The 20,600-nt window shown below is 69.0% G+C and carries 18 protein-coding genes; 13 read left to right on the forward strand and 5 right to left on the reverse strand.

The window, feature by feature from the left end; all coding sequences use genetic code 11:
- Positions 1 to 86 precede the first annotated feature (86 nt).
- Positions 87 to 587: a transcriptional regulator BldD gene (gene bldD / locus ACFWZ2_RS24660; protein ID WP_030787240.1), complete on the reverse strand. Its 501-nt coding sequence runs from the start codon at positions 585 to 587 to the stop codon at positions 87 to 89.
- A 223-nt stretch (positions 588 to 810) separates the two neighbouring features.
- Here bldD and pyrR point away from each other — a divergent pair, with 223 nt between their 5' ends.
- The 13 genes from pyrR (at position 811) to metK (ending at position 15,389) form a co-directional block, all read left to right on the forward strand.
- Positions 811 to 1,383, forward strand: a complete 573-nt coding sequence (pyrR, locus tag ACFWZ2_RS24665) for a bifunctional pyr operon transcriptional regulator/uracil phosphoribosyltransferase PyrR (protein ID WP_384549080.1) — start codon at positions 811 to 813, stop codon at positions 1,381 to 1,383.
- A gap of 85 nt (positions 1,384 to 1,468) precedes the next feature.
- Positions 1,469 to 2,446 carry an aspartate carbamoyltransferase catalytic subunit gene (locus ACFWZ2_RS24670; protein ID WP_384549194.1) on the forward strand — a complete coding sequence of 326 codons (978 nt, stop codon included), beginning with the start codon at positions 1,469 to 1,471 and terminating at the stop codon, positions 2,444 to 2,446.
- Positions 2,447 to 2,451: 5 nt separating this feature from the next.
- Entirely contained in the window at positions 2,452 to 3,738 is a 1,287-nt protein-coding gene (locus ACFWZ2_RS24675) for a dihydroorotase (RefSeq protein WP_384549082.1), read from the forward strand.
- Positions 3,735 to 4,304 carry a hypothetical protein gene (locus ACFWZ2_RS24680; protein ID WP_384549083.1) on the forward strand — a complete coding sequence of 190 codons (570 nt, stop codon included), beginning with the start codon at positions 3,735 to 3,737 and terminating at the stop codon, positions 4,302 to 4,304. The genes ACFWZ2_RS24675 and ACFWZ2_RS24680 overlap by 4 nt, the downstream gene beginning before the upstream one ends.
- Positions 4,301 to 5,458: a glutamine-hydrolyzing carbamoyl-phosphate synthase small subunit gene (carA, locus tag ACFWZ2_RS24685; protein WP_384549084.1), complete on the forward strand. Its 1,158-nt coding sequence runs from the start codon at positions 4,301 to 4,303 to the stop codon at positions 5,456 to 5,458. Before ACFWZ2_RS24680 ends, carA begins: the two co-directional genes overlap by 4 nt.
- Positions 5,451 to 8,759: a carbamoyl-phosphate synthase large subunit gene (gene carB, locus ACFWZ2_RS24690; protein WP_384549086.1), complete on the forward strand. Its 3,309-nt coding sequence runs from the start codon at positions 5,451 to 5,453 to the stop codon at positions 8,757 to 8,759. Before carA ends, carB begins: the two co-directional genes overlap by 8 nt.
- 63 nt (positions 8,760 to 8,822) lie before the next feature.
- Positions 8,823 to 9,929, forward strand: a complete 1,107-nt coding sequence (locus ACFWZ2_RS24695; RefSeq protein WP_384549087.1) for a quinone-dependent dihydroorotate dehydrogenase — start codon at positions 8,823 to 8,825, stop codon at positions 9,927 to 9,929.
- Positions 9,926 to 10,771, forward strand: coding sequence for an orotidine-5'-phosphate decarboxylase (gene pyrF / locus ACFWZ2_RS24700; RefSeq protein ID WP_384549088.1), 846 nt, complete (start codon positions 9,926 to 9,928; stop codon positions 10,769 to 10,771). Before ACFWZ2_RS24695 ends, pyrF begins: the two co-directional genes overlap by 4 nt.
- Before the next feature lie 463 nt (positions 10,772 to 11,234).
- A complete protein-coding gene (locus ACFWZ2_RS24705) occupies positions 11,235 to 11,558 on the forward strand; it encodes an integration host factor (protein WP_005319887.1) in 324 nt (107 codons plus the stop codon).
- Between the two features lie 38 nt (positions 11,559 to 11,596).
- The gene (gene gmk, locus ACFWZ2_RS24710) at positions 11,597 to 12,154 is read left to right on the forward strand and encodes a guanylate kinase (RefSeq protein ID WP_384549090.1); all 558 of its coding nucleotides are present in this window, start codon (positions 11,597 to 11,599) and stop codon (positions 12,152 to 12,154) included.
- Positions 12,155 to 12,198: 44 nt separating this feature from the next.
- Positions 12,199 to 12,471, forward strand: a complete 273-nt coding sequence (gene rpoZ, locus ACFWZ2_RS24715; RefSeq protein ID WP_005319902.1) for a DNA-directed RNA polymerase subunit omega — start codon at positions 12,199 to 12,201, stop codon at positions 12,469 to 12,471.
- A gap of 121 nt (positions 12,472 to 12,592) precedes the next feature.
- Positions 12,593 to 13,798, forward strand: coding sequence for a bifunctional phosphopantothenoylcysteine decarboxylase/phosphopantothenate--cysteine ligase CoaBC (gene coaBC, locus ACFWZ2_RS24720; RefSeq protein ID WP_384549092.1), 1,206 nt, complete (start codon positions 12,593 to 12,595; stop codon positions 13,796 to 13,798).
- Between the two features lie 382 nt (positions 13,799 to 14,180).
- Positions 14,181 to 15,389: a methionine adenosyltransferase gene (gene metK, locus ACFWZ2_RS24725; RefSeq protein WP_384549094.1), complete on the forward strand. Its 1,209-nt coding sequence runs from the start codon at positions 14,181 to 14,183 to the stop codon at positions 15,387 to 15,389.
- A 58-nt stretch (positions 15,390 to 15,447) separates the two neighbouring features.
- On the opposite strand, the gene ACFWZ2_RS24730 is transcribed toward metK, so the two are convergent.
- From ACFWZ2_RS24730 to ACFWZ2_RS24745, 4 genes are read right to left on the reverse strand one after another with little or no spacing between them, the layout of a single operon-like run.
- Complete coding sequence (locus ACFWZ2_RS24730) at positions 15,448 to 16,545, reverse strand: hypothetical protein (protein ID WP_384549095.1); 1,098 nt, start codon at positions 16,543 to 16,545, stop codon at positions 15,448 to 15,450.
- Between the two features lie 21 nt (positions 16,546 to 16,566).
- The gene (locus ACFWZ2_RS24735; RefSeq protein ID WP_384549096.1) at positions 16,567 to 18,516 is read right to left on the reverse strand and encodes a hypothetical protein; all 1,950 of its coding nucleotides are present in this window, start codon (positions 18,514 to 18,516) and stop codon (positions 16,567 to 16,569) included.
- Positions 18,513 to 19,265, reverse strand: coding sequence for a TIR domain-containing protein (locus ACFWZ2_RS24740; RefSeq protein WP_384549097.1), 753 nt, complete (start codon positions 19,263 to 19,265; stop codon positions 18,513 to 18,515). Before ACFWZ2_RS24740 ends, ACFWZ2_RS24735 begins: the two co-directional genes overlap by 4 nt.
- 13 nt (positions 19,266 to 19,278) lie before the next feature.
- Positions 19,279 to 20,571, reverse strand: coding sequence for a helix-turn-helix domain-containing protein (locus ACFWZ2_RS24745; RefSeq protein WP_384549099.1), 1,293 nt, complete (start codon positions 20,569 to 20,571; stop codon positions 19,279 to 19,281).
- Positions 20,572 to 20,600: the final 29 nt, after the last annotated feature.

Here is a 20,600-nt window from a genome sequence, read left to right on the forward strand (position 1 = left end):
ACCAAAAAACCCCGGGGGGGGGCCGGGGCCTTTCGGGCGCCCCCCCCCCCGGCGGCACGTTTCTGCTGAAGTCTGTGTCAGCGGGTTCAGACCTCTTCGTGGGCGACGGCGCGACGCGCGTCCGCGTCCAGGACGCCCCAGCTGATCAGCTGCTCGGTCAGCACCGAGGGGGACTGGTCGTAGATGACGGCGAGGGTGCGCAGGTCGTCCTGGCGGATCGACAGCACCTTGCCGTTGTAGTCGCCGCGCTGCGACTGGATCGTGGCCGCGTAGCGCTGCAGGGGGCCCGCCTTCTCCTGCGGGACGTGGGCAAGGCGCTCAAGGTCGAGGACGAGCTTGGGCGGCGGCTCGGCGGCACCGCCGGGCGCGGTGCCCGGGAGGAGCTCCTGCACGGGAACGCCGTAGAAGTCCGCCAACTCGGCGAGGCGCTGCACGGTCACGGCACGGTCGCCGCGCTCGTACGACCCGACGACGACCGCCTTCCAGCGTCCCTGGGACTTTTCCTCGACACCGTGGAGGGAAAGGCCCTGCTGGGTACGGATCGCGCGGAGCTTGGCCCCGAGCTGCTTGGCGTATTCGCTGGACATATAGCTCCCCGGACGCTGGAACATTTTGCGGCTCCGCCGCGTGGCTGGTAACTCACTGTGAGGTTACGCAGCGTTACTTGCTTGCGTCAAGCCGAATGGTCCGTACCGCCCCTTCGGTGGAGGGTGATGACGTGCCCGGTCATCAGTACTGGTACCGTGGATGGCGCAATTTCGACGTCCTTTAAAGTCCGTCCCGTGAGGCGGAGAAGGAGGTCCGTTTCATATGGACACGCAGGACCCAAAAGACTCCACCGTCGCGCGACCCGTGCTCGAAGGCCCGGACATCGCACGGGTGTTGACCCGTATCGCCCACGAGATCGTCGAACGCGCCAAGGGCGCCGACGACGTGGTTCTCCTCGGCATTCCGACCCGCGGCGTCTTCCTCGGCCGCCGGCTCGCCGAGAAGCTCGAAGAGATCACCGGCCGCAAGATCCCGGTCGGCTCCCTCGACATCACCATGTACCGCGACGACCTGCGCATGCACCCGCCGCGTGCGCTGGCCCGCACCGAGATTCCCGGTGACGGCATCGACGGCCGCCTGGTCGTCCTCGTCGACGACGTGCTCTTCTCCGGCCGCACCATCCGTGCCGCCCTCGACGCGCTGAACGACATCGGGCGCCCGCGCGCGGTGCAGCTCGCCGTCCTCGTCGACCGCGGCCACCGCGAACTGCCCATCCGTGCCGACTACGTCGGCAAGAACCTCCCCACGTCGCTGCGGGAGACGGTCAAGGTTCAGCTGGCGGAGGAGGACGGCCGCGACGCCGTGCTGCTCGGCGCCAAGCCCGCTTCCGCTTAGGACCGGCTTCCCCCCTCCACGGGCCCAGGGCACACCCCTGCGCGCCCGCGTGCCCGCAGACCTCCACACACCGGAGTACACCCAGATGATGCGACACCTCATCTCGGCCGCCGACCTCTCCCGCGACGACGCCGTCCTCATCCTCGACACGGCCGAGGAGATGGCCCGGGTCGCCGACCGGCCGATCAAGAAGCTGCCCGCCCTGCGCGGCCGCACGGTGGTCAACCTCTTCTTCGAGGACTCGACCCGCACCCGGATCTCCTTCGAGGCCGCCGAGAAGCGCCTCTCCGCCGACGTCATCAACTTCGCCGCCAAGGGCTCGTCGGTCTCCAAGGGCGAGTCCCTCAAGGACACCGCCCAGACCCTGGAGGCGATGGGCGTCGACGCCGTCGTCATCCGCCACGGCGCGTCCGGCGCGCCCTACCGCCTGGCCACGTCGGGCTGGATCGACGCCGCCGTCATCAACGCGGGCGACGGCACCCACCAGCACCCCACCCAGGCCCTGCTCGACGCCTTCACCATGCGCCGCCGCCTGGTCGGCCCCGACGCAGGCCTCGGCAAGGACCTGGCGGGCAAGCGCATCACGCTCGTCGGCGACGTCCTGCACAGCCGCGTGGCCCGCTCGAACGTCGACCTGCTGCACACCCTCGGCGCCGAGGTCACCCTCGTCGCGCCGCCCACGCTGGTGCCGGTCGGCGTCGGCAACTGGCCGTGCGAGGTCTCGTACGACCTGGACAGCGTGCTGCCGAAGTCCGACGCCGTGATGATGCTGCGGGTGCAGCGCGAGCGCATGAACGCCGCGTTCTTCCCCACCGAGCGCGAGTACTCGCGGCGCTACGGCCTGGACGGCGAGCGCATGGCGAAGATGCCCGAGCACGCCATCGTGATGCACCCGGGGCCGATGGTCCGCGGCATGGAGATCACCGCCGAGGTCGCCGACTCCGACCGCTGCACGGTCGTCGAACAGGTCGCCAACGGCGTCTCCATCCGCATGGCCGTCCTCTACCTGCTTCTGGGCGGCAACGAGCCCGCCGTCACCCACACCCGTACCGAGGAGAAGTAATAAACATGAGCAAGATTCTGATCCGTGGTGCGAAGGTGCTCGGCGGCGAGGCGCAGGACGTCCTGATCGACGGCGAGACCATCGAGGCCGTCGGCACGGGGCTCTCCGCCGAGGGCGCCACCGTCGTCGAGGCCGGCGGCAAGGTCCTCCTGCCGGGCCTCGTCGACCTGCACACCCATCTGCGCGAGCCGGGCCGCGAGGACTCCGAGACCGTCCTCACCGGCACCCGCGCGGCCGCCTCCGGCGGCTACACGTCCGTATTCGCCATGGCCAACACCTTCCCCGTCGCCGACACCGCGGGCGTCGTCGAGCAGGTCTACCGGCTCGGCCAGGAGTCCGGCTACTGCGACGTGCAGCCCATCGGCGCCGTCACCGTGGGCCTGGAGGGCAAGAAGCTCGCCGAGCTCGGCGCCATGCACGAGTCGGCCGCCGGGGTCACCGTCTTCTCCGACGACGGCAAGTGCGTCGACGACGCCGTGATCATGCGCCGCGCCCTGGAGTACGTGAAGGCCTTCGGCGGCGTCGTCGCGCAGCACGCGCAGGAGCCGCGGCTCACCGAGGGCGCCCAGATGAACGAGGGCGTCGTCTCCGCCGAGCTGGGCCTCGGCGGCTGGCCCGCCGTCGCCGAGGAGTCGATCATCGCGCGTGACGTGCTGCTCGCCGAGCACGTCGGCTCGCGGGTGCACATCTGCCACCTGTCGACCGCCGGGTCCGTCGAGATCGTGCGCTGGGCCAAGTCCCGCGGCATCGACGTGACCGCCGAGGTCACCCCGCACCACCTCCTCCTCACCGACGAGCTCGTCCGCTCGTACAACCCCGTCTACAAGGTCAACCCGCCGCTGCGCACCGAGCGCGACGTGCTGGCCCTGCGCGAGGCGCTCGCCGACGGCACCATCGACATCGTCGCCACCGACCACGCCCCGCACCCGCACGAGGACAAGGACTGCGAGTGGGCCGCGGCCGCCATGGGCATGGTCGGCCTGGAGACCGCGCTCTCCGTCGTCCAGCAGACGATGGTCGAGACGGGCCTGCTGACCTGGGCCGCGGTCGCCGACCGGATGTCGTTCAAGCCCGCCCGGATCGGCGGGGCCACCGGCCACGGCCGACCCGTCTCGGCAGGTGAGCCCGCGAACCTCGTCCTGGTCGATGCCGATTACCGTGGGGCAGTGGACCCCGCGGGCTTCGCCTCGCGCAGCCGCAACACTCCCTACGAGGGCCGTGAGCTGCCGGGCCGCGTCACGCACACGTGGCTCCGGGGTCGGGCCACGCTCGTCGACGGGAAGCTCGCGTGACATCTCTTCTGGAACTGGCCGCCGAGAAGGAATCGGCGGACGTGACCGACTGGGCCGCACGGATCGGCTGGGTCGTCGGACTGCTGCTCTTCATCGCGCTCGTCTACTGGCTCATGCGCGAGGGCTGGAAGTGGCGCGGCACGCTCCAGAGCGATCTGCCCGAGCTCCCCAGCGCGCCGAGCGAGCCGGGCCCGGCGAAACTTGAGCTGAGCGGCCGCTACCACGGCTCGACGACCGCGGGGCAGTGGCTCGACCGCATCGTGGCGCACGGTCTCGGCACCCGCAGCCGGGTCGACCTCACGCTCACCGACGCGGGGCTCGACGTCGTACGCCCCGGGGCGGCCGATTTCTTCATCCCGGCCGGTCAGCTGCGCGAGGCCCGCCTCGACAAGGGCATCGCGGGCAAGGTCCTCGCGGAGGGCGGTCTGCTGATCGTCACCTGGGAGCACGGCGGCAAGCTGCTCGACTCCGGATTCCGCTCGGACCACGCGGCCGAGCAGTCCGACTGGGTCGAGGCCATCAACAACATGATCAACACCAGCACTACGGAAGGCACCGCACGATGACGACCTCCAATCAGGGGCGCCCCTCGGAGAGGACAAAGGTGTCTCCCGCCGTACTCGTCCTGGAGGACGGCCGCATCTTCCGCGGTCACTCCTACGGGGCCGTGGGGGAGACCTTCGGCGAAGCGGTGTTCTCCACCGGCATGACCGGCTACCAGGAGACCCTGACCGACCCCTCGTACGACCGTCAGATCGTGGTCGCCACCGCCCCGCAGATCGGCAACACCGGCTGGAACGACGAGGACGACGAGTCGAGCCGGATCTGGGTGTCGGGCTATGTGGTCCGTGACCCCGCCCGCATCCCCTCCAACTGGCGCGCGAAGCGCTCGCTCGACGAGGAACTCGTCAAGCAGGGCATCGTCGGCATCTCCGGCATCGACACCCGCGCCCTCACCCGCCACCTGCGCGAGCGCGGCTCGATGCGCTCCGGAGTCTTCTCCGGCGAGGCGCTGGCTACCGACGCCGAGCTGGTCGCCCGCGTCCAGGCGCAGCCCCAGATGAAGGGCGCGAGCCTCTACGAGGAGGTCGCCACCAAGGAGGCGTACGTCGTCCCCGCGATCGGCACCAAGCGCTTCACCGTCGCCGCCATCGACCTCGGCATCAAGGGCATGACCCCGCACCGCATGGCCGAGCGCGGCATCGAGGTGCACGTGCTGCCCGCCACCGCCACCGAGGAGGACGTGTACGCCGTCGCCCCCGACGGTGTCTTCTTCTCCAACGGCCCGGGCGACCCGGCCACCGCCGAGGGCCCGGTCGCGCTGATGACCGCCGTCCTGGGCCGCAAGACGCCGCTGTTCGGCATCTGCTTCGGCAACCAGATCCTCGGCCGCGCGCTCGGCTTCGGCACGTACAAGCTGAAGTACGGCCACCGCGGCATCAACCAGCCGGTGCAGGACCGCACCACCGGCAAGGTCGAGGTCACCGCGCACAACCACGGCTTCGCCGTGGACGCGCCGCTCGACAAGGTCAGCGAGACGCCCTTCGGCCGCGCCGAGGTCTCCCACGTCTGCCTGAACGACGACGTCGTCGAAGGCCTCCAGCTGCTCGACCAGCCGGCCTTCTCCGTCCAGTACCACCCCGAGGCGGCCGCCGGCCCGCACGACGCCGCGTACCTCTTCGACCGCTTCGTATCCCTGATGGAGGGCCAGCGTGCCTAAGCGCTCCGATATCCAGTCCGTCCTGGTCATCGGCTCCGGCCCGATCGTCATCGGCCAGGCCGCCGAGTTCGACTACTCCGGTACGCAGGCGTGCCGCGTCCTCAAGGCCGAGGGCCTGCGCGTCATCCTCGTCAACTCCAACCCGGCGACGATCATGACCGACCCGGAGATCGCCGACGCCACGTACGTCGAGCCGATCACCCCGGAGTTCGTCGAGAAGATCATCGCCAAGGAGCGCCCCGACGCGCTCCTGCCCACCCTCGGCGGCCAGACCGCGCTCAACACCGCGATCTCCATGCACGAGCAGGGCGTCCTCGAGCAGTACGGCGTCGAGCTCATCGGCGCCAATGTCGAGGCCATCAACAAGGGAGAGGACCGCGACCTCTTCAAGGGCGTCGTCGAAGAGGTCCGCAAGAAGATCGGCCACGGCGAGTCCGCCCGCTCGTACATTTGCCACTCCATGGACGACGTCCTCAAGGGCGTCGACGAGCTCGGCGGCTACCCCGTCGTCGTGCGTCCCTCCTTCACCATGGGCGGCGCCGGTTCCGGCTTCGCGCACGACGAGGAGGAGCTGCGCCGCATCGCGGGCCAGGGCCTGACGCTCTCGCCGACCACCGAGGTGCTCCTCGAGGAGTCCATCCTCGGCTGGAAGGAGTACGAGCTGGAGCTGATGCGCGACAAGCACGACAACGTCGTGGTCGTCTGCTCCATCGAGAACTTCGACCCGATGGGCGTGCACACCGGCGACTCGATCACCGTCGCGCCCGCGATGACGCTGACCGACCGCGAGTACCAGATCCTGCGGGACGTCGGCATCGCGATCATCCGCGAGGTCGGCGTCGACACCGGCGGCTGCAACATCCAGTTCGCGGTCAACCCCGACGACGGCCGCGTCATCGTCATCGAGATGAACCCGCGCGTCTCGCGGTCCTCCGCGCTCGCCTCCAAGGCCACCGGCTTCCCGATCGCGAAGATCGCCGCCAAGCTGGCCGTCGGCTACACGCTGGACGAGATCCCGAACGACATCACGGAGAAGACCCCGGCGTCCTTCGAGCCGACGCTCGACTACGTCGTCGTCAAGGCCCCGCGCTTCGCCTTCGAGAAGTTCCCGTCGGCGGACTCGACCCTGACGACCACCATGAAGTCGGTCGGCGAGGCCATGGCGATCGGCCGCAACTTCACCGAGGCGCTGCAGAAGGCGCTGCGGTCCCTGGAGAAGAAGGGCTCGCAGTTCACGTTCGTCGGCGAGCCCGGCGACAAGGACCAGCTCCTCGCGGAGGCCGTCCGGCCCACCGACGGCCGTATCAACTCCGTCATGCAGGCCATCCGCGCGGGCGCCACCCCGCAGGAGGTCTTCGACGCCACGAAGATCGACCCGTGGTTCGTCGACCAGCTCTTCCTGATCAAGGAGATCGCGGACGGTCTTGCCGCCGCCGAGAAGCTGGCCCCCGAGCTGCTCGCCGAGGCCAAGCGGCACGGCTTCTCCGACGCCCAGATCGCCGAGATCCGCGGCCTGCGCGAGGACGTCGTCCGCGAGGTGCGCCACGCGCTCGGCGTGCGTCCGGTCTACAAGACGGTCGACACCTGCGCGGCCGAGTTCGCCGCGAAGACGCCGTACTTCTACTCCTCGTACGACGAGGAGAACGAGGTCGCCCGGCGCGAGAAGCCCGCAGTGATCATCCTGGGCTCGGGCCCGAACCGCATCGGCCAGGGCATCGAGTTCGACTACTCCTGCGTCCACGCCTCCTTCGCGCTGAGCGACGCGGGCTACGAGACCGTGATGGTCAACTGCAACCCCGAGACCGTCTCCACGGACTACGACACCTCGGACCGCCTGTACTTCGAGCCGCTCACGCTCGAAGACGTCCTGGAGATCGTCAACGCCGAGGCGCAGGCCGGGCCGATCGCGGGCGTCATCGTCCAGCTCGGCGGCCAGACCCCGCTGGGTCTCTCGCAGGCGCTCAAGGACAACGGCGTGCCGGTCGTGGGCACCTCGCCCGAGGCCATCCACGCCGCCGAGGACCGCGGCGCCTTCGGCCGCGTGCTCGCCGAGGCCGGTCTCCCCGCGCCCAAGCACGGCACCGCCACGACCTTCTCCGAGGCCAAGGCCATCGCCGACGAGATCGGCTACCCCGTGCTCGTCCGCCCGTCGTACGTGCTCGGCGGCCGCGGCATGGAGATCGTGTACGACGAGGCCCGCCTCTCCGCGTACATCGACGAGTCGACCGAGATCAGCCCCTCGCGTCCGGTCCTCGTCGACCGCTTCCTCGACGACGCCATCGAGATCGACGTGGACGCGCTCTACGACGGCACCGAGCTCTACCTCGGTGGCGTCATGGAGCACATCGAGGAGGCCGGCATCCACTCCGGCGACTCGGCGTGCGCGCTGCCCCCGATCACGCTCGGCGGCCACGACATCAAGCGCCTGCGCGCCTCCACGGAGGCCATCGCCAAGGGCGTCGGCGTGCGCGGACTCATCAACATCCAGTTCGCGATGGCCGGGGACATCCTGTACGTCCTGGAGGCCAACCCGCGCGCCTCGCGCACCGTCCCCTTCACCTCGAAGGCGACCGCGGTGCCGCTCGCCAAGGCCGCCGCGCGCATCTCGCTCGGCACGACCATCGCCGAGCTGCGCGCCGAGGGCATGCTGCCCGCGACCGGCGACGGCGGCACGCTGCCGATGGACGCGCCGATCTCGGTCAAGGAAGCCGTCATGCCGTGGTCGCGCTTCCGCGACATCCACGGGCGCGGCGTCGACACCGTGCTCGGCCCGGAGATGCGCTCCACCGGTGAAGTCATGGGCATCGACTCGGTGTTCGGCACCGCGTACGCCAAGTCGCAGGCGGGCGCGTACGGTCCGCTGCCGACCAAGGGCCGCGCCTTCGTGTCCGTCGCCAACCGCGACAAGCGCACGATGATCTTCCCGGCACGCGAACTGGTCGCCCACGGCTTCGAGTTGCTCGCCACGTCCGGCACGGCCGAGGTGCTCAAGCGCAACGGCATCAACGCCACGGTCGTGCGCAAGCAGTCCGAGGGCGAGGGCCCCGACGGCGAGAAGACCATCGTCCAGCTGATCCACGACGGCGCGGTCGACCTCATCGTCAACACGCCCTACGGCACCGGCGGCCGCCTCGACGGCTACGAGATCCGTACGGCCGCCGTGGCCCGCTCCGTGCCGTGCCTGACCACGGTCCAGGCGCTCGCCGCGGCCGTCCAGGGCATCGACGCGCTCAACCGCGGGGACGTGGGCGTCCGTTCGCTCCAGGAACACGCGGAACACCTGACCGCGGCCCGCGACTAGCAGCCCACAAGGGGGACACCGGACACGGTGTCCCCCTTCTGGTGAGGACACCCGAGGACACTCATGTACAAGCTCTTCTTCCAGCTCGTCTTCAAGCGCATGGACCCGGAGCAGGCCCACTACCTGGCCTTCCGCTGGATCCGCCTCGCGGCCCGCGTCCCGGTCCTGCGCACCTTCGTCGCGGCCGTCCTTGCGCCCCGCCACAAGGAACTGCGCACCGAGGCCCTCGGCCTGCGGATGCACGGACCCTTCGGGCTCGCCGCGGGCTTCGACAAGAACGCGGTCGCGATCGACGGCATGTCGATGCTCGGCTTCGACCACATCGAGATCGGCACCGTCACCGGCGAGCCGCAGCCCGGCAACCCCAAGAAGCGGCTCTTCCGCCTGATCCTGGACCGCGCGCTGATCAACCGCATGGGCTTCAACAACGAGGGCTCGGCGGCCGTCGCGGAGCGCCTCGCCTCACGTACGCCCGTCTTCAAGACCGTCGTGGGCGTGAACATCGGCAAGACCAAGGTCGTGCCCGAGGAGGAGGCCGCCGCCGACTACGTGAAGTCGACCGAGCGGCTCGCCCGGCACGCCGACTACCTCGTGGTCAACGTCTCGTCCCCGAACACCCCCGGCCTGCGCAACCTCCAGGCCACCGAGTCCCTGCGGCCCCTGCTCACCGCCGTGCGCGAGGCCGCCGACCGCAGCGTCACCGACCGCCGCGTACCGCTGCTCGTCAAGATCGCCCCCGACCTCGCGGACGAGGACGTCGACGCCGTCGCGGACCTCGCCGTCGAACTCGGCCTGGACGGCATCATCGCCACGAACACCACCATCGCGCGCGAGGGACTCGGTCTGCATTCCGAACCCTCCCTCTACGGAGAGACCGGCGGACTGTCCGGCGCTCCGCTCAAGGAGCGCTCCCTGGAGGTCCTGCGCCGCCTCTACGCGCGCGTGGGCGACCGCATCACGCTCGTGGGCGTCGGCGGCATCGAGAACGCCGAGGACGCCTGGCAGCGCATCCTCGCGGGTGCCACCCTGATCCAGGGCTACAGCGCCTTCATCTACGAAGGACCCTTCTGGGGCCGCGCGATCCACAAGGGCCTCGCCGCACGCCTGCGCACCAGCCCGTACGCCACCCTCGCCGACGCCGTCGGCGCCGACGTGAGGAAGCCCGCATGAGCGCCCTGGAACCCTTCGGCACCCGCCTGCGCCACGCCATGGACACGCGCGGCCCGCTCTGCGTCGGCATCGACCCGCACGCCTCGCTGCTGTCCGCGTGGGGCCTGAACGACGACATCGCGGGCCTGGAGCGGTTCACCCGGACCGTCGTCGACGCGCTCGCGGGCACCGTCGCCGTGTTCAAGCCGCAGAGCGCGTTCTTCGAGCGCTTCGGCTCGCGCGGCATCGCGGTACTGGAGAAGGCGGTCGAGGAGCTGCGGGCGGCGGGCGCCCTGGTCGTCATGGACGCCAAGCGCGGCGACATCGGCTCGACCATGGCCGCGTACGCCGAGACCTTCCTGCACAAGGACTCGCCGCTGTTCAGCGACGCCCTGACCGTCTCGCCCTACCTCGGATACGGGTCCCTGAAGCCGGCCGTCGACCTGGCACGCGAGAACGGCGCCGGGCTCTTCGTGCTCGCGCTCACCTCCAACCCCGAGGGCGCCGAGGTGCAGCACGCGGTGCGCGAGGACGGCCGTACGGTCGGCGCCACGGTCCTCGGGCACCTCGCCGCCGAGAACGCGGGAGCGGCGCCCCTGGGGTCCTTCGGAGCGGTCGTCGGGGCCACGCTGGGCGACCTGTCCTCGTACGACCTGGCGATCAACGGCCCGCTGCTCGCCCCCGGCATCGGGGCACAGGGAGCCACCCCCGCCGATCTGCCGGGCGTCTTCGGCGCCGCGGTGCGCGACGTCGTGCCGAACGTCAGCCGTGGTGTGCTGCGGTACGGCCCCGACGCCGCCGCGCTGCGCGAGTCCGCCGAGCGCTTCGCGGAGGAGATCCGTCAGGCGGTGGCCGCCGCCTGACGCGGGGCGCCGCCGTGTGACGCATGTGCCCGCTGCCCCGGTTCCGGACTTCCGGAACCGGGGCAGCGGCGTTCTCGCGTTGCCGCGGCACGGATGTCGGGTTCCTCCGGAACCGTTTCGCGTTTCTCCGGAGCCGCCGCGGAGCAGATTCTGCGGCTTCGGACGACGCGGCAGGTCGTACGCATGTCGTCCGTTGATGGTCCGTTGATGGCTCACCAGGCCAAATCCGAGGCGAAATGCCCGATATGTACGGCTCGACAGAGGCTGACCAGGACTTTTCGTCTGTTCTCGCTGACTCCAGCGGCCATGGCCGCTAGTCTCCGACGAGTGGGGGCACCTCCCACACCCTTCGAGGTAGTGGGGGACAACGGGCAAGCGCGTTGCACGTTGCTCCCCAGGTGTGGGGCGACTAGGTTCCTCACCGGTCCGTATCCGACAGTTCGACATCCGAGGTGACGTAGGCGTGGCTCTTCCGCCCCTTACCCCTGAACAGCGCGCAGCCGCGCTCGAAAAGGCCGCCGCGGCTCGCCGGGAGCGGGCCGAGGTCAAGAATCGACTCAAGCACTCCGGCGCCTCCCTTCACGAGGTCATCAAGCAGGGCCAGGAGAACGACGTCATCGGCAAGATGAAGGTCTCCGCCCTCCTGGAGTCCCTGCCGGGCGTGGGCAAGGTCCGCGCCAAGCAGATCATGGAGCGTCTTGGCATCTCCGAGAGCCGCCGTGTGCGCGGTCTCGGCTCCAACCAGATCGCGTCACTTGAGCGTGAGTTCGGCGGTGGCGCCGCCTGACGTTCTCAGGCACTCCTGAGAACCTGGATAATCGCTGCATGAGTGAACGTCCGCGGCTGACCGTGCTCTCCGGCCCCTCTGGGGTCGGCAAGAGCACGGTCGTCGCCCATATGCGCAAGGAACACCCCGAGGTCTGGCTCTCCGTCTCGGCCACCACTCGCAAGCCGCGCCCCGGTGAGAAGCACGGCGTCCAGTACTTCTTCGTCTCCGACGACGAGATGGACAAGCTGATCGCCAACGGCGAGCTGCTGGAGTGGGCCGAGTTCGCGGGCAATCGCTACGGCACCCCGCGTCGCGCGGTGCTCGACCGCCTCGAGGCGGGCGAGCCCGTCCTCCTGGAGATCGATCTGCAGGGTGCGCGCCTGGTGCGCGAGTCGATGCCCGAGGCGCAGCTGGTCTTCCTCGCCCCGCCGAGCTGGGACGAGCTGGTCCGTCGGCTCACCGGCCGCGGGACCGAGGCGCCCGAGGTCATCGAGCGCAGGCTCGCTGCCGCCAAGGTCGAGCTCGCCGCGGAGGCCGAGTTCGATACGACCCTGGTCAACACCTCCGTCGAGGACGTGGCCCGTGAGCTGCTAGCCTTGATGAAGGTTCTTTGATCTTCACCTAAGTTTGATCTTCAATCCCCATCGGAAGGCAGAGAGTGTCCTCTTCCATCACCGCGCCCGAGGGCATCATCAACCCGCCGATTGATGAGCTGCTCGAAGCCACCGACTCGAAGTACAGCCTCGTGATCTACGCCGCCAAGCGCGCGCGCCAGATCAACGCGTACTACTCGCAGCTCGGTGAGGGCCTCCTGGAGTACGTCGGCCCGCTGGTGGACACGCACGTCCACGAGAAGCCCCTGTCGATCGCGCTCCGCGAGATCAACGCCGGCCTGCTGACCTCCGAGGCCATCGAGGGCCCGGCTCAGTAAGCGGTTCGTACCCTTCACCACAGGCCCGGCAGCACGGCTGCCGGGCCTGTGGTGTGTCATGGAGTAGTACGCATACTCGGGTGCAGCCGAGTGCGGAGACGAGCGCGGGGAGACAGAAGCAGTGGCCGAGAAGCCGAAGGTAGTCCTGGGGGTCAGCGGTGGCATCGCCGCCTACAAGGCGTGCGAGCTGCTGCGGCGCCTCACCGAGTCGGGCCACGACGTACGCGTCGTACCGACCGAATCGGCGCTCCACTTCGTCGGCGCGGCCACCTGGTCCGCGCTCTCCGGCAACCCGGTCTCCACCGAGGTCTGGTCCGACGTCCACGAGGTGCCGCACGTCCGCATCGGACAGCACGCCGACCTGGTGATCGTCGCCCCCGCCACCGCCGACATGCTCGCCAAGGCGGCCCACGGCCTGGCCGACGACCTGCTCACCAACACGCTCCTGACCGCCCGCTGTCCGGTCGTCTTCGCCCCGGCCATGCACACGGAGATGTGGGAGCACCCGGCCACCCAGGAGAACGTCGCCACGCTGCGCCGCCGCGGCGCCCTGGTCGTCGAGCCCGCCGTCGGCCGCCTCACCGGCGTCGACACCGGCAAGGGCCGCTTCCCCGACCCGGTCGAGCTCTTCGAGGTCGTACGCCGTGTCCTCGCGCGCGGCGATCTCGCGCAGGACCTCGCGGGGCGCCATGTCGTCGTGAGCGCGGGCGGCACCCGCGAGCCGCTCGACCCGGTCCGCTTCCTCGGCAACCGCTCCTCCGGCAAGCAGGGCTACGCGCTGGCCCGCAGCGCCGCGGCGCGTGGTGCCCGCGTCACACTCGTCGCGGCGAACGCGGCGCTGCCCGACCCGGCCGGTGTGGACGTCGTGCCCGTCGGCACCGCCGTGCAGCTGCGCGAGGCCGTCCTGAAGGCAGCGGCCGACGCCGACGCCGTCGTGATGGCGGCCGCCGTCGCCGATTTCCGACCGGAGACGTATGCGACGGGAAAGATCAAGAAGAAGGACGGCCAGGAGCCCGCGCCCATCGCGCTCGTCCGCAATCCGGACATCCTCGCGGAGATCTCGGGGGGCCGGCCGCGCCCCGGTCAGGTGATCGTCGGCTTCGCCGCCGAGACGGACGACGTTCTCGCCAACGGCCGGGCCAAGCTCGAACGCAAGGGGTGCGACCTTCTCGTCGTGAACGAGGTCGGGGAGCGCAAGACCTTCGGATCCGAGGAGAACGAGGCCGTGGTGCTCGGAGCCGACGGGAGCGAGACCCCGGTGCCGTACGGTCCGAAGGAGGCGCTCGCGGACACGGTGTGGGACTTGGTGGCCGCTCGTCTCACCTGATGAGACGAGCGGGGGGCTCGGGGGCGCCGAACCCCGTCCTCCCCGCCTCTCTGTCCCATCTCTTTCATTTCTTTCGCCTCTCGGCGGAACTTGGCCACATTCCGACGTATGTCTTGACGTGGTCTCCATCGCCAAGGCTGAATGTCATTTTCGCCCCACCGGGCGCCTCAAATCCGGGAAAAACGGACGAGAGGCACCCTGGCGGGGACTGATCGTCGTACCGCACAATGCTAGTGCCGCAGGTCACAGGGCTCCCAAGTGGCGAGACATGTGGTCCGGCGGACGAGTGTGACCGATAAACTGGTCACGGACGACGCCGAGCGCAGCTCTCGGCCCGTCCACCAATGATCAGCCAGCAGCCGCTGCAACCACAGGGAGCGATGTGTCCCGGCGCCTCTTTACCTCGGAGTCTGTGACCGAGGGTCACCCCGACAAGATCGCTGACCAGATCAGCGACACCATTCTCGACGCGCTTCTGCGAGAGGACCCGACGTCCCGGGTCGCCGTGGAAACGCTGATCACCACCGGCCTGGTCCACGTGGCCGGCGAGGTCACGACGAAGGCGTACGCGCCGATCGCGCAGCTCGTGCGCGAGAAGATCCTCGAGATCGGTTACGACTCCTCGAAGAAGGGCTTCGACGGCGCCTCCTGCGGCGTCTCGGTGTCCATCGGCTCGCAGTCCCCCGACATCGCGCAGGGCGTCGACACGGCGTACGAGAAGCGTGTCGAGGGCGACGAGGACGAGCTCGACAAGCAGGGCGCGGGCGACCAGGGCCTGATGTTCGGCTACGCCTGCGACGAGACCCCGGAGCTGATGCCGCTCCCGATCCACCTCGCGCACCGCCTCTCGCGCCGCCTCTCCGAGGTCCGCAAGAACGGCACGATCCCCTACCTGCGCCCCGACGGCAAGACCCAGGTCACCATCGAGTACGACGGCGACAAGGCCGTCCGCCTCGACACGGTCGTCGTGTCCTCCCAGCACGCCTCGGACATCGACCTGGACTCGCTCCTGGCCCCCGACATCCGGGAGTTCGTGGTCGAGCCCGAGCTGAAGGCCCTCCTCGAGGACGGCATCAAGCTGGAGACCGAGGGCTACCGCCTCCTGGTCAACCCCACCGGCCGCTTCGAGATCGGCGGCCCGATGGGCGACGCGGGCCTGACCGGCCGCAAGATCATCATCGACACCTACGGCGGCATGGCCCGCCACGGCGGCGGCGCCTTCTCCGGCAAGGACCCGTCCAAGGTCGACCGCTCCGCGGCGTACGCGATGCGCTGGGTCGCCAAGAACGTCGTCGCGGCGGGCCTCGCGGCCCGCTGCGAGGTCCAGGTCGCCTACGCGATCGGCAAGGCCGAGCCCGTCGGTCTCTTCGTCGAGACCTTCGGCACCGCCACGATCGACACGGACAAGATCGAGACGGCCATCAGCGAGGTCTTCGACCTCCGCCCCGCCGCGATCATCCGCGACCTCGACCTGCTCCGCCCCATCTACTCGCAGACCGCCGCGTACGGCCACTTCGGCCGCGCGATTCCCGACTTCACGTGGGAGCGGACGGATCGGGTGGAGGCGTTGCGGAAGGCTGCGGGGCTGTAAGTCTCCGCTTCCGGCCTCGGGCCCGGCTCTCCCCTTGGGAGGGCCGGGCTTTGCCGTATCACAGGGTGTGGTCCGGTGGTGCTGACTCATCGCCGTTGGGCTGGGAGGACTGGAAGCGCCGCCTCACCTCGTCGATGACGTCTGTTTTGCCGTGAGCCCGCGCCAGGTCGATGAACCTCTTGGCGAACAGCTCCAGGTCTTCGTCGTCGGCGGAGAAGCCGAACCAGGACAACAGGGAGTCGAGCGGCGAATCCTGTGCCTCGTCGTCGGGCAGCGCCGACAAACCGATGTCGGGCGACGGTTCCCACGTGGGTGTTGAACGGTAGCCACCTTCCTGAACGGAAGAGACGAACGCCGGCATCGTCGGGGTCACCAGGTGTTCGAAAGCGGGCGCGACACGTTCGTTGTTGGCTGCGGCGGACAACCGGGCCAGGAGTCCGATGCGATCGACTGCCCCTTCGACCTTGTCGTCGTTCCGGGCGAGCCACCACACCACAGCGCTTCCGGGGTCCTTGAGGACGTCATCGCCCAGATAGGCGCGCTTACTCCGCTCGTAGTTGCGTTCATGCTCCCAAACGTCCTCGTCCTTCCGGACGTTGGAGAGTTTGGTCAGGCGCTCGCGGTCGATGTCCGGGAGATCGAGCGAGACGTCCTGGGCCATGGCGAGGATGCGCCCGGTCGCGTCGGCCCGCATCGTGCCCAGCGCCCCGTCGAGCTGATGCTGCACGAACGCGGCTTGGTGGGGTGGCTGTTGAGCTGTCACCGCCCGTGCGCGCTGAAGCACGGCATCGATCGCCAGCCCCGCGGGATTGATGTACGGGGCGTCGTCCGGCGCGTCCAAGAACGTCCAGCGGACCGTGGCGGAGAAGGAGAAGTCGTAGTCCGCGACGGAGCTGGGGAGTGCGACATACGCGACGCGTTGCTCCTGACGCTGTGGCGTCGGCAGAGGCTCGTCGGGATCCGGAAGGAAGAACTGGGCGGAGGTGTCCGGTCCCTGACCGAGGATCCTGTTCGTCACCACCGCGATGACGAGGAGCAGCGCGGCCATGGCAGGCCAGGCCCATAGTGGCCAGGTGGTGCTCAAACCGAGTATGACGAGGATCAGTCCGAGAATGACGGTGACGAAGGCGGTCATGGTCTTCTGACCAGAACTCATGGTGGCCCCCCGGATTCGGTGTCAGACGGCGTGCTTGTAGGGCTCGATGCCCTGAGCGGCATTGATCTTCAGGAGCAGGTCGGAGACGGTCTGCTCGCGCCTGGCCGTGTCGCCCGCATCGGCACGCACCCAGTCGAGAGCGACGCGATACAGGCGGCCCGACGTACGGACGTCGGTTGCCGATGCCGCGACCAGAATGTCCAGCGCCGCATCACGGTGGCGGATATCGCGGCAAGCATTGAGCCAATAGACGGTTGGAGTGGTCCAGTAGGCGACAGGGCGGCTGAGGATCCCGGTCCAGCCCAGGACCAGGCTGCCGCTCACGCTGTGGGATCGGATGAGACGAACCGGATCGGCGAGGGTCAGGAACAGGTCGAAATCGGCGTCCCATTGGCCTTGCGTGATCCCTGTGCTCAGACGGTCCAGCATCCGCCGATAGAGCCGATTGTCGGTTCGGGCCAGGTCGAGCACCGCCTGCCGGGCAGCCATTCCCACCGATCCCGAGGTTCGTCGGGCCAGGTGGTGCAGGCGAACCAGCGCTTGATCCGGGTGCGAGCGTGCCATGGCCTCGGAACACACCAGGACGAGAACCCGTCGTAAACCGTGAGTCGTCGCCGTGTCCATCGACCAGTCATAGATCTGCTGGCGGAAGAACCGGCCGTGTTGGTCGTCCGCAAGGCCGAGAGCGAGTACCTGCGAGGCATCCGGCAGCAGATCGGCCCGAGCGGTGTGGAGTGTCCACTGCTTTGCCAGCCACGTCAGGTCTTCGGGACGATTGCTGCGCAAGACCTGCTCGGCGAACCTGGCGACCGCCTCGCTGTGCTCCGACGGCTCGGCTCCGGTCTGCATGCGACAGGTGCTGAACCAATCCCGCAGCTGTCGGCGGATGTCGGGCAGATACGTCCAGAAGTGATTACGGACGGCCTGGTCGTACCCCTGGATACGGAACTGGACGCGGCCGTCCGGCAGAGTCTCGGCGCCGATCTCTGAGAGCTCCGCGTGGAGGTCGCTGTGCTCCAGTCGCGGAGTGGTGTCCGGTGGGTGACCGAGCACGGTCAGGAGGCTGTTCGCTGCGTGGAGGACCTTGCCCGGAGCGGTGCCATGGAACATCGCGAGAGAGAGCAGCAGCGCCTTCCTGCGACCGTTCTGTTCCGCCGAGATGTCCGCGGCCACCCGCGCAGTGTGATCCGCGGCGCCGGCCAGAGAATCGGAGAGCCAGTGAGGGAAACCCTGGTCCGCTCCCGCACCGTCCCGACAGCGCCTGATGCGGTCGGCCAGGTCCGCCACGTCGCGCAGCGGTGCCCGGGCCAAGTGAGCGGCCAATTCCGGACCGCCCAGCTCGGCCGCCGGGGGCAAGATGTTCTCCTGGCGCAGATGGCGGACGAACACTCTCTTCGCCGAGGGGCGGCCCATGTCCACGGTGAGATGGCGCAGGTCGCCCCGGAGGAGATAGCCGAGGTGATGGGGGAGTACCACCACGAGATGGGCCCCCTGCCCGACAAGGTGGCTGCGGAAGTCGGAGAACGCTTCCTGGATCCCCAGATATCGGGACTCCTCCACCTCGGACAGGTCGAGCAGCAGTCGGTCTCCGCGGTTGATGTCGCGTACGTCGAGTGGCGACGCAGTCCTGTCGTCGGAGGTGTCCGGGAGTTCGTGGAAACTCCCCGCGGTATCGGAGAGTTCGTGGAGCAGTATCAAGGCCGCAGTGCGTCGACCGCTGCCCGGGAGCCCGTCGATCAGGACCGTGCATGAATTGCGCAGCAGCTGCCGCGCTTGCTGCAGGCGAGGAGGAGGTACGAACCGACGGTGGAGATGTTCACGGTCGGCCTGCGCGATCACCAGTGGGCGCCTGCTGGCCTGCTCCCGCAGCCGGGACGCGGCGGCCTGGAGATAGAAGTTGTACTGCGGCCCCTCACCGCTGTGCACAGCACTCCGGGCCTCGTGGACGTACGAGCCCCCGAACTCATTCACCGCTCGTCATCCTTCTGCGGGCGGTTCGATCCGAAGCGCTGCCGTATCGCGCCACTGTTGTCCCCGGCGATGTAGTTGGTGCCGTCGCCGCTGATGTGAGGGCCGTCGTACTGGTTGCCGCTTCCGGTGTGCAGCGGTCCGTGGGCCTCGTTCACGAAGCTCCCCACGGAGCCACCGACCTGCCCGATCCCCCCGCTTTGGTGGTCCATGCGGGTGCTCGGTTCCGGCGCGGGATCCGCTGGTGCGTCCGGTTGCCCCTGGCTGTCGAGCCTCGCGAGTTCGGGGACCTGACGCGCCAGACGGTCACCGAGCCGGGCCAGGTCGGTGTCCTTGCTGTGCAACTCGACGCGCGCGTACTGGTGCTCCGCCAATTCCGCCAACGGCTTGGGGAGGCGATTCGGATCGAGCTGTTCCACTCGCCGGCCGATGAAGAGCGGAACCACCAGCACGCCGGAGTCGAGGGCTTCCTCGATCTCTCGTCGGACCCAGTCCTGGGGGTTGTCGAGGGCCCTTCTGCCGGGGCGGCGCAGATCGGGCGCGTCGAGCCAGTGTTCGTCGATCAACGCGAGCAGAACGTGACAGCGGTGTACGGCTTCGATGATGTCCTCTGCGTACTTGCGGCCGGGTTCCAGGGACTTCTTGGCAAGGAACACACTCTTGGTGCCAAACCTGGCCGACAGCACGGCGTCACACATGTACCCGACCTCTTTGCCGCCCTGCGTACGGTAGTTGATGAAGATCTCGTGCACGTCTGAGTCCTCTCTAGGAAGCTGTGGTGCGTACGACGACGGCTGTGAGGTCCGGGGCAAGGGTGCGCACAGCGGCGTTGCGGGAGTGACGCCCCAACGTGTGGGACAGCCGACGGAGGTCGGCGGCGATCGTCGCGGAGTGGGTGAGCCGCACTGAAGGAAGAATCTCCTTGGTCACCTCGCAGGCCTGCTCGATCTCGCCTGCGGCGGCGTGAGCCAGCGCCTGCCGAACGCCGTAACGTGCTCGCGTCCGGAAGGCGTGCTGGGGAATCTGCTCCGTCTCCACGCCGAGCATCGCGGCGGCCTGGCGCGGGTGACCGAGGTCGTACATGCACCAGCCTCTGAACATCGAGACCACGTCCGGCACATGGGAGGCGCCGAGCACGGGCCGGTCAGGTTCGGCCGCGTCCCGAGCGAGGAGTTCGCGCGCTTGGTCGAGACTGCGCATGCACGTGTTGTAGTCCCCGTCGACTGCTGCGCTCTGTGCGAGATGTTGAGCAGCCAATCCACGGACGCGCAAGGGCGCGTCGCTCTCAAGAGCACGCGAAGCGAGTTGGAGAGCGTGGGAGACGTCTCCGCGGTACAGGCTGATCAGCGAATGCCGGACGTATGCGTAGGCCGCGAGCCCTTTGTCCGCGCCGGCCTCCGCCAGCTGGACCGCGCGCTCGGTCCACCAGAGGGCTGCCGCGTCGTCGCCGCATTCCTGAGCCATCCATCCCGTGTACTCGGCGTAGCGCGAGGCGAGCAGGAGAAGCTCGCGCCGCGTACGGAAGTCGGCGCGAACGGCCATCTGCTCCAGGCTGTGCGTCTGCGCGATCAGCGGAGGGAGCACACTGCCCGGGCCTGAGGCTTGCCCCAGGCGACGGAACTGGTCGAAGAGCAGACGTGAGGCATCCACTGCTGTCGACGCTCCTTCGTCGAACGACGGCTGGGGGAGCACTTCGCCGACACGCATGGTCAGCGCCGAGGCCCCGGCGGCGATGACGCTGCGTCGTGTCACGGTCTGGAATGAGCTGGATCCGTCCTTGCTCAGATGCATTAACCACACCTCATCGTTGTGACCGGGGTCGGGGAGTGGCGAAGGCGAACGGTGGGCGGGCACGAGTCGGGTGAGGGCACCCCCGGCATCCAGCTGCGCGTCGCACAGCCGGGCCAGCTCGGTGGTCGGCCGCTTGATGCCACGCTCCACCTTGCTGAGCTGACTCTTGCTGTAGTGCACACGCTGCCCGAGCTGTACGAGGGAGAGCCCGGCGGCCAGGCGCCTTGCGCGCAGCTCCTGCCCGAAGTCGATCGATGTCTCCAGCACTGCAACCTCCGTCACCCCCGGCCAACGGT

It is taken from the genome of Streptomyces sp. NPDC059002 (genome assembly GCF_042740435.1).
Taxonomy (GTDB): Bacteria; Actinomycetota; Actinomycetes; order Streptomycetales; family Streptomycetaceae; genus Streptomyces.

Bases quoted from the DNA above. Each gene is read 5' to 3' on its own strand.
- bldD (WP_030787240.1), bottom strand. From the start codon at position 587: ATGTCCAGCGAATACGCCAAGCAGCTCGGGGCCAAGCTCCGCGCGATC.
- pyrR (WP_384549080.1), top strand. From the start codon at position 811: ATGGACACGCAGGACCCAAAAGACTCCACCGTCGCGCGACCCGTGCTC.
- ACFWZ2_RS24670 (WP_384549194.1), top strand. From the start codon at position 1,469: ATGATGCGACACCTCATCTCGGCCGCCGACCTCTCCCGCGACGACGCC.
- ACFWZ2_RS24675 (WP_384549082.1), top strand. From the start codon at position 2,452: ATGAGCAAGATTCTGATCCGTGGTGCGAAGGTGCTCGGCGGCGAGGCG.
- carA (WP_384549084.1), top strand. From the start codon at position 4,301: ATGACGACCTCCAATCAGGGGCGCCCCTCGGAGAGGACAAAGGTGTCT.
- ACFWZ2_RS24695 (WP_384549087.1), top strand. From the start codon at position 8,823: ATGTACAAGCTCTTCTTCCAGCTCGTCTTCAAGCGCATGGACCCGGAG.
- pyrF (WP_384549088.1), top strand. From the start codon at position 9,926: ATGAGCGCCCTGGAACCCTTCGGCACCCGCCTGCGCCACGCCATGGAC.
- gmk (WP_384549090.1), top strand. From the start codon at position 11,597: ATGAGTGAACGTCCGCGGCTGACCGTGCTCTCCGGCCCCTCTGGGGTC.
- ACFWZ2_RS24730 (WP_384549095.1), bottom strand. From the start codon at position 16,545: ATGAGTTCTGGTCAGAAGACCATGACCGCCTTCGTCACCGTCATTCTC.